The organism is Streptomyces sp. Mut1 (assembly GCF_030719295.1).
GTDB classification, from domain to species: Bacteria; Actinomycetota; Actinomycetes; order Streptomycetales; family Streptomycetaceae; genus Streptomyces; species Streptomyces castrisilvae.
This window is the reverse complement of record NZ_CP120997.1, coordinates 993006-1010699: the sequence shown is the minus strand read 5'-3', so window position 1 is coordinate 1010699 and position 17694 is coordinate 993006. Positions and strand designations below refer to the sequence as shown.

Genomic DNA, 17694 nt, shown 5'->3' with positions numbered 1-17694 from the left:
TGGCAACGTCAGAGAAGCAGCGCTTGCCGGGGTGGTAGATCCTCAAGTGCCAGGTACTGCGACAGTAATTTCGGAATTACATTCGCAATGACCTCGGCCAGCCGTTCATTTCTCGTTCACGGGAGGGAATTGGGATGTCGTACCGACAGCGATTCCGCAGGCTCATACCAGGGGTGGTCACGATATTGGTGGCGACCTCGCTGTTCTTCGTCGTCCGTACATCGGTGTCCGTCGCGGGCGGTGACGAGGCTGCTGCGGCGTACAAGTTCAAGGAAATGCCGATCGCGATGCCGCCCGGATACGACTCGCAGCCGAAGAAGACGATCCGTGAGGTGAACCCGGCTTACGAGAAGATCCGCGCCTGGATCTCCTCGGTCGGCGCCAGCATCGCGGTCAACGATGTCACCGGCCACGGACTCGCCAACGGCATGTGCATCGTCGACACCCGTACCGACTCGGTCGTGGTCACCTACACCCCGACCGCTCGTGCCGCCGACCGGTTCACCCCGTTCGTGCTGGACGGCAAGCCGCTGCCGATGGACGACGCCATGGCGCCCACCGGCTGCACCCCCGGCGACTTCAACGGCGACGGCCGCAACGACTTCCTGGTCACCTACTGGGGACGCACCCCGGTGCTGTTCCTGGCGAAGTCCGACGCCAAGACCCCGTCCGAGTCCGCGTACGTCCCGCGCGAGGTCGTCGCCTCGCAGAGTCTCGACGGCAAGTACCACGGACCGCGGTGGAACACCGACGCCGTCTACGTCGCCGACCTCGACGGCAGCGGCCACCCGTCGATGATCGTCGGGAACTACTTCCCGGACTCCGACGTGCTCGACCCGAACGGCCTCAGCAACGTCGAGATGAACGACTCGCTGTCCAGCGCGAAGAACGCGGGCGGTGACCACGTGCTGCGCTGGTACAAGGGCTCGGCCGGCCCCGACCCCGACGTCTCCTTCGTCGAGGAGAAGGACGCCATCCCGTACGAGAACTCCACCGGCTGGACGCTGGCCATCTCCGGCGCCGACCTGACCGGCTCCGGGCTGCCCGACGTCTACATCGCCAACGACTTCGGCCACGGGCACCTGCTGCACAACCGTTCCACCCCCGGCAACATCCGCTTCACGGAGGCCAAGGGCGAGCGCACCGCGACGACCCCGAAGTCGTTCGTGCTCGGCAACGGCTCCTTCAAGGGCATGGGGGTCGACTTCGGTGACGTCGACGGCAACGGCAGCTTCGACATGATGGTCAGCAACATCACCGTCGCCTGGGGCCTGGAGGAGAGCAACTTCCTCTGGATCAACAAGGCCGACAGCCCGGCCGCCGCGAAGGCCAAACTGCAGGACGGCATCGCCCCGTTCAAGCAGGAGGCGCAGAAGAACGGCGTCGCCTGGACCGGCTGGGGCTGGGACGCCAAGATGGGCGACTTCCTCAACAACGGCCAGCAGAACATCCTGCAGGCCGACGGCTTCGTCAAGGGCGACATCGACCGCTGGCCGTGGCTCCAGGAACTGGCCATGACCAACGACAACCTGCTCTCCAACCCCGCGATGTGGCCGCATGTCGGCCCCGGTGACGACCTGGCCGGCGACGAGGTGATGGCGTTCTACGCCCGGACCAGCAGCGGCAAGTACGCGAACGTGAGCGAGCAGCTCGGCCTCGACGTCCCGATCCCGACCCGTGCGATCGCCACCGCCGACACCACCGGCAGCGGCGCGCTGGACTTCGCGATAGCCCGCCAGTGGGGCCCGCCCGCGTTCTACGCCAACCAGGCCCCGAAGCTGGGCAACGACCTGACACTGCGGCTGTACCGGCCCGCGCCGGACGCCACCGCCGGAGAGGGGCTGGCCGCCCCCGGCTCGCCCGCGTACGGCACCACGGTGAGCATCACCACGCCGCAGGGACGGCAGATCGCCCAGCTCGACGGCGGCGGCGGGCACGGAGGCTTCCGCAGCTTCGACGTGCGCTTCGGCCTCGACACCTACAGCGGCCCGGTGAAAGCGCACTTCACATGGCACGACAGCGAGGGCGGCCTGCACACCAAGACCCAGCAGCTCACCGCGGGCAGCCACACCCTCATGCTGACCGACGACATCCAGGAGGTGACGAGCCGATGACCGACAACCGTTCCCAGACAGTCAAGGCGGCTCCGCACGCCGCCCAGCCCCCCACCGAGAAGAAGAAACCCAACCGGGATCCCCGCTACCTGGCACTGCGCAACTTCGCCATCTCCATGAGCGTGTTCAACATCCTGGGCTACACCCTGCTCGGCTTCGAGCAGCCCTGGCTGTGGCCGATCATCTGCGCGCCGTTCGCCTACGCGGTCGAGATGGTGCTGGAGGTGATCAGCGCCTGGGCCCAGAACCGCCGGGCCCGCTTCCTGGGCGGTGGGTTCCGCAGGGTGTACGAGTTCCTGCTGCCCGCCCACATCACCGCGCTCGCGGTGAACATGCTGCTCTACGCCAACGACCTGCTGCTGCCCATCCTGCTCGGTGTCTTCATCGGCGTGGCCGGCAAGCACGTCCTCCAGGCACCGATCAACGGGCGCATGCGGCACTACATGAACCCGTCCAACTTCGGTATCACCGTCTCACTGCTCATGTTCGGCTCCTGGATCAGCATCGCCCCGCCGTACGAGTTCACCGAGAACGCGAACACGTTCTTCCGGGTCGGCATCCCGCTGGTCATCGCCACCGCCGGCACGGTCATCAACGCCATGCTGACCAAGCGGATACCGCTGATCGTCGGCTGGCTCGGCGGCTTCGTCATCCAAGCGGTGCTGCGCCACTTCATCTGGGACGTGGCCATCTGGTCCGCGCTCGGACCGATGAGCGGTGTCGCCTTCGTGCTCTTCACCAACTACATGATCACCGACCCCGGCACCACCCCGTCGAAGGGCCGCAACCAGTTCATGTTCGGCTCCTCGGTCGCCATGGTCTACGGGCTGCTGATGCTCTTCAACGTCGTATACACACTCTTCTTCGCCACCACGATCGTGTGTGCCGTCCGCGGCATCGGCTGGTGGGTCGCCCACGGCCTGCAACGGCGCCGAGGAAACGATGCGCCGGGCGGCACGGTGGCGCGGCCCGCCGAGCCGCAGCGCCTGGCCGACAACGAGGCGGTGGCGGCATGACCGCAAGCGAACCGAGGCCCGTCACCACGGCCGAGAACGACGAGCGGGAACCCTCCGGCCGGATCGCGGTGGTCGGCATCGCCTGCCGCTACCCCGACGCCGAGAACCCCGAACAGCTCTGGCAGAACGTGCTGGCGGGCCGCCGTGCCTTCCGTAAACTGCCCGACCAGCGGATGCGCGCCGAGGACTACTACTCACCCGACCCCACCGCGCCCGACCGCTTCTACAGCGCCAAGGCCGCGGTGATCGAGGGATTCGAGTTCGACCGGGTCCGCTACCGGGTGGCGGGCAGCACCTTCCGCTCCACCGACATGACCCACTGGCTCGCCCTGGACACCGCGGCCCGCGCCCTGGAGGACGCCGGCTTCCCGTTCGGCGAGGGGCTGGCGGACGTCAACACCGGCGTCATCATCGGCAACACCCTCACCGGGGAGTTCAGCCGGGCCAATCTCATGCGGCTGCGCTGGCCGTACGTCCGCCGCACCGTCGGCGCCGCGCTGCGCGAGCAGGGCTGGGACGACGAGGCGCTCACCGCGTTCCTCGACAGCCTCGAACAGCGCTACAAGAGCGCCTTCCCGCCCATCGGCGAGGACACCCTGGCCGGCGGCCTGGCCAACACCATCGCCGGCCGCATCTGCAACCACTTCGACTTCAAGGGCGGCGGTTTCACCGTCGACGGCGCGTGCTCGTCCTCCCTGCTGTCGGTCTCCACCGCGTGCGACGCGCTGGCCCGCGGCACGATGGACGTGGCGGTGGCCGGCGGTGTGGACCTGAGCATCGACCCCTTCGAGGTGATCGGCTTCGCCAAGACCGGCGCGCTCGCCACCGGCGAGATGCGGGTCTACGACAAGGGCGCCAACGGCTTCTGGCCCGGCGAGGGCTGCGGCATGCTCGTCCTGATGCGGGACGAGGACGCCCGCGCGCAGGGCCGGTTCCGCTACGCCACCATCGCGGGCTGGGGCTACTCCTCCGACGGGAAGGGCGGCATCACCCGGCCCGAGGCCAGCGGCCACCGGCTCGCCATCCGACGCGCCTACCGCACGGCCGGCTTCGGCATGGAGACCATCGGCCTCCTGGAGGGCCACGGCACGGGAACGGCCGTCGGTGACGCCACCGAGCTGCGCGCCTTCTCCGAGGCCCGCCGCGCCTCCGGGGCCCTCGCCCCGGCCGCCCTGAGCACCGTCAAGGGCAACTTCGGCCACACCAAGGCGGCGGCCGGCGTCGCCGGGCTCCTCAAGGCGATCCTCGCGGTCCGCCACCAGGTGATCCCGCCCGCCACCAGCCACGTCGACCCGCACCCCGAACTCCTCGGCCCCGAGCCCGCGCTGCGGGTCCCGGACCGCGCCGAGCTGTGGCCCCAGGACATGCCCATCCGGGCCGGGGTCTCCTCCATGGGCTTCGGCGGCATCAACGCCCACGTCGTGGTCGAACACGCCGACGGCCTGCGGCGCAGCGCCGTGCCGAGCGTCACCCGCAAACTGGTCGCCTCCCGGCAGGACGCCGAGCTGTTCCTGCTGGACGGCGCCGACCCGGAGGAACTGCGGGAGAAGGCGACCCGCCTCGCCGAGTTCTGCGCCCAGCTGTCGTACGCCGAACTCGGCGACCTGGCAGCCACGTTGCAGGGCGAGCTGGACGGCCGGCCGTTGCGCGCCGCGGTGCTCGTCGCCTCGCCCGAACAGGCCACCGAGCGGCTCACCGAGCTGGCCGGACAACTGGCCGCCGGAGTCCGCTCGCTGCTGGACACCCCGGGAGGCGTCTTCCTGGGCAGCGCCGGATCGGCCCCCCGGATCGGCTTCCTCTTCCCCGGCCAGGGCGCCGGAAAGCGGGGCGACGGAGGCGCGCTGCGCCGCCGGTTCGCCGCCGTGGACGAGCTGTACGATCGGCTCTCGCTGCCCACCGACGGCGACCTGGTCGCCACCGACGTCGCCCAGCCCCGGATCGTGGCCGCCTCGGTCGCGGGCCTGCGGATCCTGGACATCCTCGGCATCGAGGCGGTCCGGGCCACCGGGCACAGCCTCGGGGAACTGACCGCCCTGCACTGGGCGGGCGCGATGGACGAGCCGACCGTGCTGAGCGCGGCCGGCGCCCGTGGCCGGATCATGGCCGAGGCCAGCGACGGCGACGGCACGATGGCGGCGCTCGCGACGACCCCCGAACTCGCCGAGACCCTGACCGCCGGCGAGCCGGTGGTGATCGCCGGCTACAACAGTCCGCGGCAGACCGTGGTGTCCGGCCCGGTCGCGGCGGTCGAACGGGTCTGCGCACTGGCGGCCGGACAGGGCGTCGGCATGGCGAGGATCAATGTCTCGCACGCCTTCCACTCACCGGCCGTCGCCCCGGCCGCGGCCGGACTCGCCGAGCACCTGGCGACCGAGCGGTTCGGCCCGGTCGGCGAGGGCCTGGTCTCCACCGTCACCGGCGGGCTGCTGCCCGCCGACACCGACGTGGTGGACCTGCTCACCCGCCAGGTACTGCAACCGGTCCGGTTCACCGAGGCGCTCCAGGAGATGGACGGCGAGGTGGACCTGCTGGTCGAGGTCGGACCGGGCCACGTACTGAAGTCGCTGGCCGCCGAGATCCTGCCGGATGTGCCCGCGGTCGCCACCGAGGCGGACGCCCTGTCACTGACCGGGCTGCTCGGCACGGTCGCCGCCGCCTGGACGATGGGCGCGCCGGTCCGGCACAGCCGGCTCTTCGCCGGGCGCTTCACCCGGCCGCTGCCGCTGGACAAGGAGTTCCTGTTCTTCGCCAGCCCCTGCGAGTCCAACGGCGAGGACTTCGTGCTGGAGCAGTCGATGCCGGCCGCGCTGCCCGAGCTGACCGCTCTCGCGGCCACCGCCGGCACCGCGGCAGCCGACGGCGAGGACGCCTCCAGCCTGGAGGTACTGCTCCGGCTGGCCGCCGAGCGTGCCGAACTCCCGGTCGAAACGGTCGATCCGGCGGCCAACCCGCTCGACGAACTGCACCTGAGCTCCATCACCGTCGGCCAGATCATGAACCAGGCCGCCCAGGAGCTGGGCATCTCCGCCCCCATGGTCACCACCGCGTTCGCCACCTCCACGCTGGGGCAGCTCGCCGAACTCCTCGACGAGCTGGCCGAGCAGTCGCCCGACGACCACCAGCCGTCCGCCGCCCCCGGTGTCGCGAGCTGGGTACGCCCGTTCGTGGTCGATCTGACACCGGCCGAGCTGCCCGGCGGCCCCGCTGCCGGGCCCGGTGGCGACTGGGAGGTCTTCGCCTCCGACCGGCACCCGCTGGCCGGCCCGCTGGCCGAGAAGCTGCGCGCGAGCGGGCCCGGCGCGGGCGTCCTGCTCGCCCTGCCCCGCGACTGCGGTCAGGAGCACATCGGCCTGATGCTCGACGCCGCCCGGGCCGCACTCGACCCGGAACGGCGCGCCGCCGGCACCCGGCTGGTCGCCGTCGGCGACCGCAGGGGGGCGGCGGGCCTGGCCAAGACACTGCACCTGGAGGCACCGGACATCCCGGTCACCGTCGTCACTCTGCCGTTGCCCGAGGACATGACGGCCGACGCCGCTGAGCGGATCAGCGCCCGGATCACCGCGGACGTGCTGGCCACCACCGGGTTCAGCGGGGTGCACTACGACTCCGACGGTGTGCGGCGGGAGCCGGTGCTGCGGGCGGTGGAGCTGGCGAGGGACTCCACCCACCAGGCGCTGGACGCCGGCGACGTCCTGCTGATCACCGGTGGCGGCAAGGGCATCACCGCCGAGTGCGCCATCTCGCTGGCCGGGCAGAACGGCGCGGCGATCGGCCTGATGGGCCGCTCCGACCCCGCCGAGGACGCCGAACTCGCGGACAACCTGGCCCGGATGGAGGCGGCGGGTGTCCGGGTGCACTACGCGCGGGCCGACGTCACCGACGTCGACCAGGTCAAGGCCGCGGTCGGCGAGATCACCAAGGCGCTCGGCCCGGTCACCGGCCTGCTGCACGGTGCGGGCCGCAACCAGCCGCAGGCACTCGCCAATCTGGACGAGGACTCGTTCCGTCGCACACTGGCTACCAAGATCGACGGCGTGGAGGCCGTGCTGGCCGCGATCGACCCGGCGGCGCTGCGGCTCTTCGTGACCTTCGGCAGCATCATCGGCCGGGCGGGACTGCGCGGCGAGGCGGACTACGCCACCGCCAACGACTGGCTCACCGAGCTGACCGTCCAGTTCCAGCAGGACTACCCCGACTGCCGCTGCCTGGCACTGGAGTGGTCGGTCTGGTCCGGTGCCGGCATGGGGGAGCGGCTGGGCGTCCTGGAGGGGCTGGTCCGCGAAGGCATCGAGCCGATCCCCGCCGACCAGGGCGTGGAACTGCTCGGCCAACTGCTGGCCGACACCACCGTCCCGCCGGCCCTGGTGGTGATGGGCCGGGCCGGCGGCCTGCCGACGCTCACCCTGGAGCAGCGCGAACCTCCGCTGCTGCGGTTCCTGGAACGGGTCCAGGTGCACTATCCCGGCATCGAACTGGTCGCGGACGCCGAACTCGGCGCCGGCAGCGATCTCTACCTGGCCGACCACCTGCTGGACGGCGACCTGCTCTTCCCCGCCGTCCTCGGCATGGAGGCCATGACTCAGGTGGCCACCGCGCTGACCGGCCACCGGTCCACCCCGGTGCTGGAGGACATGGGGTTCCTGCGGCCCATCGTGGTCCCGGTGAACGGCACGACGACCCTGCGGGTGGCCGCCCTGGTCACCGGACCCGACACGGTCGAGGCGGTGGTGCGCAGCAGTGAGACCGGCTTCCAGGCCGACCACTTCCGGGCCACCCTGCGCTTCGGCGGGCCGGAGCCGGCCAGTGACCCGGCGCCGGTCACCGACGAGGTGCCGCGGGTGCCGCTGGCACCCGGTGAGCTGTACGGGCCGGTGCTCTTCCAGGGCGACCGCTTCCAGCGGCTGCTCGGCTACCGGGACCTGGCCGCCAAGCACTGCCTGGCCGAGATCGACGACACTCCCCGGGCCGACTGGTTCGCCGCCTACCACCCGGGCGAACTGGTACTGGCCGACCCGGGCACCCGTGACGCGCTCATGCACTCCATCCAGGCGTGCGTGCCCGACGCCACGCTGCTGCCGGTGAGCGTGGCACGGCTGCGTCTCGCGGACCGGCCGGCGGACGACACCGGGCGACTGCTGTTCCTCGACGCCCGCGAGCGGTCCCGGGACGGCGACAGCTACCTCTACGACCTGGACGTCCGCGACGAGGCGGGCCGGCTGGTCGAGCGCTGGGAGGGCCTGCTGCTGCAGGCGGTGCGCAAGCAGGACGGAGCCGGACCCTGGCTGCCGGCCCTGCTCGGCCCCTTCCTGGAACGGCGCGCCGAGGCGGCGCTCGGCCACCCGCTGCGGTGCGTCGTGCTGCCCGGCGGCCCGGTGGACGGGTCATCGGTGGACGAGCGCCGGCAGCGCACCGCCCAGGCGGTGAGCTGGGCGCTGGGGCGTACCACCGAGGTGCACCACCGGCCCGACGGGCGGCCCGAACTGACCGACCCGCGCCGGGTGTCGTCCTCGCACGCGGCGGGCGTCACCTTCGCCGTGGTCGCCGACCAGGCCGTCACCTGTGACGTCGAGGTGGCCGCCGAGCGGCCGGCCGACGAGTGGGCGGCGCTGCTCGGCCCCGACGGTCTGGCGCTGGCCCGGCTGCTCGCCGAGGGGCGGGGCGAGGCGCTGAGCCTGGCCGCCACCCGGGTGTGGGGCGCGGTGGAGACGCTGCGCAAGGCGGGCCACGCGGTGGCCGCGCCGAGCCTGGACGGCGACGCGGGACTGCCGGCCGGCTGGGTGGCCTTCCGCGGCGGCGCACACCGCATCACGTCCTTCGCGACCGCCCTGGAGGGTGTCGCCGATCCGGTGTCGTTCACCGTGCTGACCGAGGGGACCCGATGACGCAACCGGCCTACTACGAGTACCGCCACCTGGTCGGCTTCGAGGAGACCAACCTCGTCGGCAACGTCTACTACGTCAACTACCTCCGCTGGCAGGGCCGCTGCCGGGAGATGTTCCTGCGCGACCGGGCACCCGACGTGCTCGCCGACATCCGGGCCGACCTCAAACTGTTCACCCTGAAGGTGGACTGCGAGTTCTTCGCCGAGATCACCGCCTTCGACGAACTGTCCATCCGGATGCGGCTGCTGGACCTCACCCAGACCCAGATCGCGTTCACCTTCGACTACGTGCGGCTCGGGCCGGACGGAAGCGAAACCCTGGTCGCGCGCGGGCAGCAGAGGATCGCCTGCATGCGCGGCCCCAACACCGACACCCGTCCGACCAGGGTCCCCGAGCCGCTGCGGCTCGCCCTGGTCCCTTACAGCGTCTCCGGTACGGCGTCCTCCCGGATGCTCACAACTACTGCGGGGTGATCCATATGTCCATCGTCCCTTCCGCCTCCGTTCCGCTGCCCGGTCCGCTCGACCTGCCGCCACTTCCCGTGGAGGCGCCCGAGGCGGACATCCATGACCGTCGCGCACTGCGCGGGGTGCTGGGGCGCTTCGCCACCGGGGTGACCGTACTGACCGCGGGACGCGACGCTCCGCGCGGCATGACGGCCAACTCCTTCACCTCCGTCTCCCTCGAACCGGCCCAGGTGCTGGTGTGCGTCGTGAAGTCGGCGGCCATCCATCAACTCGTGCTGGCCGAGCAGGCGTTCGCGGTCTCGGTGCTCAGCCGGGACCAGGAGTGGGTGGCCCGTCACTTCGCCGACCACTCGCGCCCGCGCGGTGCGGCGGAGTTCGCCGGCATCGACCACGAACCCGGCCGGCACACCGGAGCCCCCGTGCTGGGCCACGTCCAGGCGTGGCTGGAGTGCCGGCTCAGCGCCATCCACGACGGGGGTGACCACACCATCTTCGTGGGCTCGGTACTGGGCGCGGGCAACGCGTCGGGCGAGGACCCGCTGCTCTTCCTGGGCGGGGCCTTCCGCCGCGTCGCCGCCTGACCCCGGTTCGATCGGGAAGCCCGGCCGGCTGCCCCGGCCGGGCTTCCCGCTTGCCCGCCGCACCTCGGCGGCGGACTCCGGAACACGAACGGCCGCCCCGGGCTACTGCTGCCCGGGGCGGCCGTTGGCGTGACCGTTCCGTCCTCGCCGGCACACCGTCAGTTCCGCGCCTCCACGGTCATCGGCAGGCCGCCCTTGACCCGCAGGGTCAGCATCGGCTCGGCCCGCACCTTGTGGCCCGGGGGGACCGAGAGCCGCAGCCGGCGCAGCAGGACGGCGAGCACCACCGTGGCCTCCATCATCCCCAGGCTGCTGCCGACACAGACCCGCGGTCCCGCACCGAACGGTACGTAGCTGTACCGGTGCCGGCCCGCGGAGCGGCCCGTGGCGAACCGTTCCGGGTCGAACCGGTCCGGGTCCTCCCAGAAGTCCGGGTGCCGGTGCAGTGTGTAGGGGCACAGCACCACATCGGCGCCGGCCGGCACCCGGTAGCCGCCGATCTCGTCCTCCGCCAGCGCCCTGCGCGGCAGCAGCCACACCGCCGGGTACAGCCGCATCACCTCCTGGAGCACCATCGACGTGTACGTGAGCCGGTGGAAGTCCTCGATGGCCGGCAGCCGGTCGCCCAGCACCTCGTCGACCTCGGCGCGTACCCGGTCGCCCGCCTCGGGGTGCCGGTCCAGCAGATACAGCGTCCAGTTGAGGGTGCTGGCGGTGGTGTCGTGCCCGGCGAGCAGCAGGGTGATCAGCTCGTCGCGCATCCGGTTCTGCCGGACCGTCGGATCCCGCTCGTCGGCCGTCGCGTCGATGAGGCGCGAGAGCACGTCGTCGCGAGTGCCGTCGGAAGCCGGGTGCTGTTCCCGCTCCCGGGCGAGCGCGGCCACGATGCGGTTCAGTTCGGCCCGAGCCCTGCGGAACCTCAGCTGCAGGGGCAGCGGTACCCAGGTGGGCACCGAACTCAGGCTCATCATCTCGAAGACGGCCTGGTCCTGGACGATTTCGAAGGCCTCGCCGATGGACTCGTACGCGCCCAGGTCCGCGTCCAGCAGCGAGCGGCCGAGCACCCCGAGGGTGAGCCCGGTCATCTCCTGCCGGATGTCCACCGCTCCCGCGCCCGCCGACTGCCTCAGCCGGTCGGCCAGCAGCAGCGCCTCCTCGCCGATGGCCCCGATCTGCCGGTTGATCCGGCGCGGCTGGAACGCCGGCTGGATCACCTTGCGCTGGGCACGCCACAGCGGGCCCTCACTGGTCAGCAGGCCGTTGCCGAGCGCGCGGCGGGCGTGCACCAGACCGATGCCCTTGTGGTAGTTGGCGCTGTTGTCGGTCAGCACCCGGCGGATGTGGTCGGGGTGGTTGAAGAAGTAGAGGGTCTTGGGGCCGAGCGGCAGCCGTACCGCGTCGCCGTAGGTGGCCGCCGCCTCGGTCATCACCGTCAGCCGGTCGGAGGCCATCCGGGCCAGGAGCACCGGGGTGCCGGCCCGCGACGGCCCCGGTGGCCGACGCGGCCGGCCGCCGCCCGGCGGGGCCGGGGCCGGTACCGAGTCCACGCCGGTCATGCCCGCGCCTCGGGGGCGTCGCTGGAGACCCGCTCGGCTATCTCCCGGCGCCATACCTCGTACGCCGTCAGCCGGCCGTCCACGACGGGATCGGGCCGGGCCTGCGAGCAGACCTCGGTGACCTGCTGCGGGCTCATACCGCAGAGCAGCCGCGCGGCCATTTCGGTGTGCGGTGTCAGCAGTCCGGACTCCACCCGGGTGGTCGAGGCGAAGGCCACGCCCTGGGCGAGCTGCGGCCGGTAGTGGCCGGCCCGTTCGAGCAGGTACAGCAGCTCGCCCTCGCCGGCACCGCCGGCGTAGCAGGCGGCCAGGCCGACCCCGCTGTAGAGATCGGCCCGCCTCTCCGCCGCGAAGCTGTCCACCAGGTCCGCGACCACGGCCGGGTCGGTGCCGCCGATGAACCACAGCGCCCGCCCGATGCCCTGGTCGACGGCGTGCCCGGCGTACCGCCGGGTCTCGTCGCCGGGCCACCGGAAGGACGGGTCCCGGTACTGCTCGCGCACATAGCGCTGGGTACGGAAGTAGGCCTGGTGGAACCCGTATCCGTCCAGGGCCAGCCAGCGCAGCAGTGGGTCGGCGGGCGCGATGGACGCCCACCGGAAGCGGGGCAGCCGGGCCATCGCCCAGCCGACCCCGACGTGCACCATGTAGCCGTGCGGGGCGCCGTGGCCCGCCAGGAAGGCCGATACCCGGCCGTTGCCGGGTATCGGAAGTCCGTCCAGCATGGCCAGTCCCATCGCCGCGCCCTCGTAGGCGAAACCGCGGAACCGCACCGGGATCCGTTCCAGCCGCTGGTGCGCCTCGTCCTGGTCGCGTGCCTCGACGGCGAACGCGTACCCGTCGAGGAAGGTCGCCCCGACCGTTTCGAGCGTCTCCCGCGCCTCGGGGCTCTTCTCGTGGAAGCCCCGGGTCGACAGCTTGGTCTCGTTGTGGCTCGGTGTCATCAGACGGCGCCTGACCGCTCGCCAGCTCGCGCTCATCGTTGCCCTCCAGCCCGCCGCGCGCCCGGACGGCCGCAGCTCTCCGGTTACATGCTCCGGTTCCGCGGCCCGCCGTACTACTTCTGCCGTGCCGGTACCGGGCAATTCAGGAGTAGGCACGGAACGGGTCGGGTCCCGACAATCAGTCGCGTCGCCCGCACGTCCCCACATCCGAGGTCTCGCATGCGGCTGTCCCGAACGGGAGCGGCCGGGATCGCGGACCTCGTGCACCGGTTCCGGCACCGCCCCGCCCCAGAGGAGACCTCACGTGACCGATACCACCTCCGTTCCGGCCCCGACGGCCCCGCCGCAGGCCACGTCGCTCTTCGTCAACGGCCTGTTCCCGCGCCGCCGGGTCCTGCTCCTCGTGCTCAGCCTGCTCGGCGGCTTACTGATCGCCTACGCGTGGTCCTCGAAGCTGGCGGACGACGAGATCGGCTTCCGCACCGCCAGCCAAATGCTCGGTCATGACGCCAAGGACACGCAGTTGTCCGGCATCGGCGCCGGGGTGCTCTTCGCCCTGGTGTCCGGCCTGGCCGGTTCCTTCACGGCCTGCAACGTGGCGGTGTTCGGCGCGGTGGGCCCGCTGGTCGGGCAGATCAGCCTCACCCGCCGTCAGCGGTTGGCACACGCGCTGCGGCCGCTGGGCTGGATGGCGGCCGGCATGCTGCCGGTGTCGGCCGCCTACGGGGTGCTGGTCGGTCTGGTCGGCACCCACATGCCGCAGTTCTCGACGGCCCAGACGCACGGCATCTCACCCCGGATCGCCCAGGCCATGATCGTGTACGGGGTGCTCGGGCTGTTCATGCTGGCGCTCGGGCTCGCCGCGGCCGGTCTGATCCCCGACCCGCTGGCGGCGCTCTCGCGCCGGCACCCGAACGCTCCGCTGGTGCTGATCGGCGTCATGGTCGGAGCCTTCCTGATCGGCCGCCCCTACCCGCTGTTCCGCAACCTGTTCCGGCAGGCGGCCGAGGAGCACAACCCGCTCTTCGGGGCCGTCGCCTTCTCGCTCCAGTCCATCGGCAACTTCCTGGTGATGGCGGTGCTCTTCCTGCTCCTGTCCTACAGCCTCAGCCGGCCCGTCCAGCGCTGGCTGGCCACCAAGCCGGGCCGGGTGGCGACGCTGACCGCTTCCGCGTTCCTCGTGGCCGGCGCTTTCACCGTCATCTACTGGGACATCCGGATGCTGGGCAAGCTCGATTACATATGGTTCCCGACGGCTCCCTGGAACGCGTAGCGGGTTTCCCTCCGCCCCGGCGGAACCACCAACGGCGGCTTCGGACCCTACTGGGTCCGGAGCCGCCGTTGTGCGGCCCTGGCCAGGGACTCCTGGGCCCGCTGCGGATCGTCCCCCGCGCCCAGGATCATTCCGCTCACCTGCGCCTCGAAGCAGACGTCCGCGGTGTTGGGCTCGACCAGGTAGCCGCCGAGGTCCAGGGTGACCAGGCCGTGCAGGGCGATCCACAGCTGATGGGCGACCAGTTCGGGGTCGAAGGGACGGAAACGGCCGGTCGCGGCGCAGCGCTTGACCGCTCCGACGAGGATGTCCAGGGTGTAGCGGCCGTGCTGCCGGTCGGCGTCGGTGAGGGAGAAGCCGCTGAGGCCCGAACCGCCGAACATCACGTTGTACAGGTGCCAGTGCTCCCGGGCGTTGTCCCGGTACGCCCAGCCGAGGGCGAGCACGTCGGCCACCGGGTCGTCGCTCTCCTCGACCGCCCTCATCCTGTCGCCGAGCAGCCTGAACCCCTCGTGGACCATCGCCCGCACCAGATCGTCCATACCACCGAAGTACGTGTAGACGGCCGTGGTCGAGGTGCCCACCATGGCTGCCAGCTTGCGGGTGGACAGTGCGGCCGGCCCCTCCTCGCCGAGCAGCTTCGCCGCAGCGTCGATGAGTTGGGGACGGAGGTTCGGGTCAACTCGGCGTGGGCTCACCCTTGACAGTATGGCGGGCGGCTGTGACGCTATTACGTGACAGCGTTACGTAACGGTGATACTCAACGGAGGAGGCGGCCATGCCTCGCACCACTGACCCGGCCCGCGGCACACTCCCGCACAGCACGGTGCACCTTCTCGGGCGTGGCTACCAGCCGGTGTCGGCCGAGACCGACCACACCGGACTGACGGTGCGCGGCACGCTGCCGCCGCAGCTCGACGGAACCTTCCTGCGGATCGGGCCCAACACCCGGGGCACCCACGACCCCGCCGTCGACCACGCCCTGGGGGGCGACGGCATGGTGCACGCGATCCGGCTGGGCGGCGGCCGCGCGCTGTCGTACCGCAACCGCTGGCTTCGGACCGACGCGATCAGCGGCGCGCTCAACGAACTGCCCACTCCCGGGCCCCGCAACGGACCGGACGACAACGTCAACGCGAACCTGGTCCGGCACGCCGGCCGCACCCTGGCCGTGGCCGCCGCCACCGCCCTGCCGCTCGTCATCGACTCCGGCCTCGCCACCCGCGCCCGCACCGACTTCGACGGCACCCTCCCCGGCGGCTTCTGCGCGCACCCCCTCACCGACCCGGTCACCGGCGAACTCCTCGCGGTCGCGACCGACCACGCGAGGGACGAGGCGGTCCTGCTCACCCTCGACGTCGCGGGCCGGGTCCGCGAAACACTGCCGATCCCGGTCAAGGGCCGCCCCTGGATGCACTCCTTCGCCCTCACCGAACGCCACGCCGTCCTCTTCGACCTGCCGGTGACCCACGACCCCGCCGAGGCGCGGGCCGGCTCGCCCGTGCCCTACTCCTGGCAGCACGACCACGGCGCCCGGATCGGGATCGTGCCCCGCGGCGGCACGGACGCGGCCGCACTCTGGCTCGATGTCGCACCCTGCTTCGTCTTCCACCCGGTCAACGCCTTCGAAGAGGGCGACGGCCGGATCACCGTGGACGTGATCCGCCACGAGCGGGCCTTCGACCGTGACCGGCTGCACGCCAGCGAGTCGGCGCCCACCCTGTGGCGCTGGACCCTCGATCCGCGGGGGAGCGCCGTGACGGAACGGCAACTCGACAGCCGGGTACAGGAGTTCCCGCTGATCGACGAGCGGTACACGGGGCTGCCGTACCGGTACGCCTTCACCGTCGAGCTCGACGCGGGCCAGGGCGCCGCCCTCTGCGGCCCGGCACTGCTGCGGCACGACCTCGCCACCGGCCGTTCGGAACGTCATGTCCTCGCCGGCGGACGGCTGACCGGCGAACCCGTCTTCCTGCCGCGCGAGGCGCGGGCGGCGGAGGCCGACGGCTGGCTGCTGACCCTGGTGTACGACCCCGCCACCGACCGCAGCGAACTGGTGGTCCTGGACACCGCCGACTTCACCGGGCCGCCCGTCGCCGTGGTCCCGCTGCCGGTGCGGGTGCCGCACGGCTTCCACGCGCAGTGGGTGCCGGGGGAGCGGTGAGCGGCGCGGGGGCCACGAGGACCCCCAGGGGCGGCCGCCGGGCAGTCACCCGGGCGCACCGGTCCGGCCCGGAAAACGACGGAGTCGCACTCGGCCGAGTGCGACTCCGGTGGGGCCGGGTGTCAGTCCAGCGGACGGGCCAACGCCTCGTCGGCGTTCCCCGGCAGCGGCACGACCGCCGCCGGAGCCTCCGCGCCGCGGGCGCGCAACCCCAGCCAGACCAGGACCACGCTCGCCAGGGTCACCGCGACGTTCACGATCAGCGCGAGGTGGAGGCCGTCCAGTTCCACCGCCTGGGTCGCGGCGACCGCGCTCAGGACCGGGATGCCGATCGTGACGGCCACCTGCTGGGTCATCGCGGTCATGCCCGTGGCCAGGCCCTGCTCCTCGTTGGGCAGGCCCGAGGTTCCGGTCACGGTGTAGGCCACGATGGAGGTCACGTGCCCGAAGAACGCGATGAACAGCGCGGGGATCACGATCGCGAGCGCCACCCGGTCGGTACCGAGGAAGATCAGCGGAACGATCGCCAGGCCCTGCACGGACATACCCACGGCCAGCACCTTCCGGCTGCCGTGGCGTCCGATGGAGCGCCCGGCGATGACCCCGGCGACCATGGCCGCCAGGCCCGGGACACCGAAGACCAGGCCGGTGATCAGCGGGGAGTAGTGCAGGACGTTCTGAAGGTAGAGGGTCATCAGGAAGATCATGGCGGTCCCCATGGAGAACGTCACGAGGCCCCCGTAGTTGCCCCACTTCACCGTCGGCCGCTTGAGGATGCGCACCGGGGCGAGCGGCGCGGGCGAACGCAGCTCGATCATCCAGAACGAGGCCAGCAGAACCACGCCGATGATGGCCGAGTAGATGTTCGTCTCGATGATCGCGTAGATGACGGCCAGCAGACCGCCGGCCGCGGTCACCGCCCCGGGCACGTCCAGCTTCACCCGGTCGGGGACGCTGCTCTCCCTGATCAGCGAGGGGGTGAACGCCAGGATGACCACCGCCACCGGGACGTTGATGAAGAACGCGGCGCGCCAGCTGAGCAGGCTGACCAGGACTCCGCCGACCAGTGCGCCGACCGTGAAGCCGCCGGAGAGCAGCGCGCCGTTGAGGCCGAGGACCCGGTCCCGCTGCGCGCCTTCCGCGAAGGTGCTGGTGAGCAGGGACAGGGACGCGGGGATCGCCATCGCGGTGGCGAATCCCTGCAGTGCGCGGGCGGCCAGCAGTACCTCGGGATTCTGGGCGAATCCGCCGAGCAGCGAGGCTGCGGCGAGCAGTGCCAGCCCCGTGATGAAGAGCCGGCGACGGCCGAACAGGTCGCCCATCCGTCCGAAGAGGAGGGCGAAGCCCGCCGCCGGGAGGGCGTAGGCCGAGGTGATCCAGGGCAGCCCGGACAGCCCCAGCCCGACGCCCGCGCCGACCTCGGGCAGCGCGACGTTCAGAATCGAGAAGTCGACGGACAACATGAATCCGGACCCGAGCAGGAGGAAAAGGATCATCCGTTCCCTGCTGGTGAAACGTGGAGCTGAGCTCGCTTCGCTCTTACCTGCGTCGGTCGTCATGAGATGGTTCCCTCGATCGAGAGTCCGATTTCGTGAACGGTCACCGCGTCGGCGGACCGTGCCGCCCGGCGGCACGCGTCACCGGACGCCGGGCCGACGCCTGACCGGCCGTCGGTCCGGTTCCCCTGCCGGGGTGAC

At 71.6% G+C, this 17694-nt stretch carries 11 protein-coding genes; 7 read left to right on the top strand and 4 right to left on the bottom strand.

Annotated features, from left to right (window positions below; all coding sequences use genetic code 11):
* The first annotated feature begins 173 nt into the window (after nt 1–173).
* The 5 genes from P8A18_RS04040 to P8A18_RS04020 are packed head-to-tail and all read left to right on the top strand — an operon-like array spanning nt 174 to nt 10060.
* The gene (locus P8A18_RS04040; protein ID WP_306051886.1) at nt 174–2114 is read left to right on the top strand and encodes an FG-GAP-like repeat-containing protein; all 1941 of its coding nucleotides are present in this window, start codon (nt 174–176) and stop codon (nt 2112–2114) included.
* Complete coding sequence (locus tag P8A18_RS04035) at nt 2111–3130, top strand: enediyne biosynthesis protein (protein ID WP_306051885.1); 1020 nt, start codon at nt 2111–2113, stop codon at nt 3128–3130. Before P8A18_RS04040 ends, P8A18_RS04035 begins: the two co-directional genes overlap by 4 nt.
* Nucleotides 3127–9012, top strand: coding sequence for a type I polyketide synthase (locus P8A18_RS04030; protein WP_306051884.1), 5886 nt, complete (start codon nt 3127–3129; stop codon nt 9010–9012). The genes P8A18_RS04035 and P8A18_RS04030 overlap by 4 nt, the downstream gene beginning before the upstream one ends.
* Complete coding sequence (locus tag P8A18_RS04025) at nt 9009–9485, top strand: acyl-CoA thioesterase (RefSeq protein ID WP_306051883.1); 477 nt, start codon at nt 9009–9011, stop codon at nt 9483–9485. The genes P8A18_RS04030 and P8A18_RS04025 overlap by 4 nt, the downstream gene beginning before the upstream one ends.
* Before the next feature lie 5 nt (nt 9486–9490).
* Nucleotides 9491–10060 (top strand): flavin reductase family protein, encoded by a 570-nt coding sequence (locus P8A18_RS04020; RefSeq protein ID WP_371933636.1) that lies wholly within the window; start codon nt 9491–9493, stop codon nt 10058–10060.
* 158 nt (nt 10061–10218) lie between these two features.
* Here the strand turns inward: P8A18_RS04020 and P8A18_RS04015 are convergent, their stop codons facing one another.
* Together P8A18_RS04015 and P8A18_RS04010 are read right to left on the bottom strand one after the other, a co-directional pair.
* Nucleotides 10219–11616, bottom strand: a complete 1398-nt coding sequence (locus P8A18_RS04015; protein ID WP_306051881.1) for a cytochrome P450 — start codon at nt 11614–11616, stop codon at nt 10219–10221.
* Nucleotides 11613–12596 carry a DUF1702 family protein gene (locus P8A18_RS04010; RefSeq protein WP_306051880.1) on the bottom strand — a complete coding sequence of 328 codons (984 nt, stop codon included), beginning with the start codon at nt 12594–12596 and terminating at the stop codon, nt 11613–11615. Before P8A18_RS04010 ends, P8A18_RS04015 begins: the two co-directional genes overlap by 4 nt.
* Nucleotides 12597–12864: 268 nt before the next feature.
* Here P8A18_RS04010 and P8A18_RS04005 point away from each other — a divergent pair, with 268 nt between their 5' ends.
* Complete coding sequence (locus P8A18_RS04005) at nt 12865–13833, top strand: hypothetical protein (RefSeq protein ID WP_306051879.1); 969 nt, start codon at nt 12865–12867, stop codon at nt 13831–13833.
* A 47-nt stretch (nt 13834–13880) separates the two neighbouring features.
* Here P8A18_RS04005 and P8A18_RS04000 read toward each other — a convergent pair whose 3' ends face one another.
* The gene (locus P8A18_RS04000) at nt 13881–14531 is read right to left on the bottom strand and encodes a TetR/AcrR family transcriptional regulator (protein WP_306051878.1); all 651 of its coding nucleotides are present in this window, start codon (nt 14529–14531) and stop codon (nt 13881–13883) included.
* Nucleotides 14532–14611: 80 nt separating this feature from the next.
* Between P8A18_RS04000 and P8A18_RS03995 the strand changes: the two genes are divergently transcribed.
* Nucleotides 14612–15997 carry a carotenoid oxygenase family protein gene (locus P8A18_RS03995; RefSeq protein ID WP_306051877.1) on the top strand — a complete coding sequence of 462 codons (1386 nt, stop codon included), beginning with the start codon at nt 14612–14614 and terminating at the stop codon, nt 15995–15997.
* A 122-nt stretch (nt 15998–16119) separates the two neighbouring features.
* Here P8A18_RS03995 and P8A18_RS03990 read toward each other — a convergent pair whose 3' ends face one another.
* Nucleotides 16120–17493, bottom strand: a complete 1374-nt coding sequence (locus tag P8A18_RS03990) for an MFS transporter (RefSeq protein WP_371933759.1) — start codon at nt 17491–17493, stop codon at nt 16120–16122.
* Nucleotides 17494–17694 lie beyond the last annotated feature (201 nt).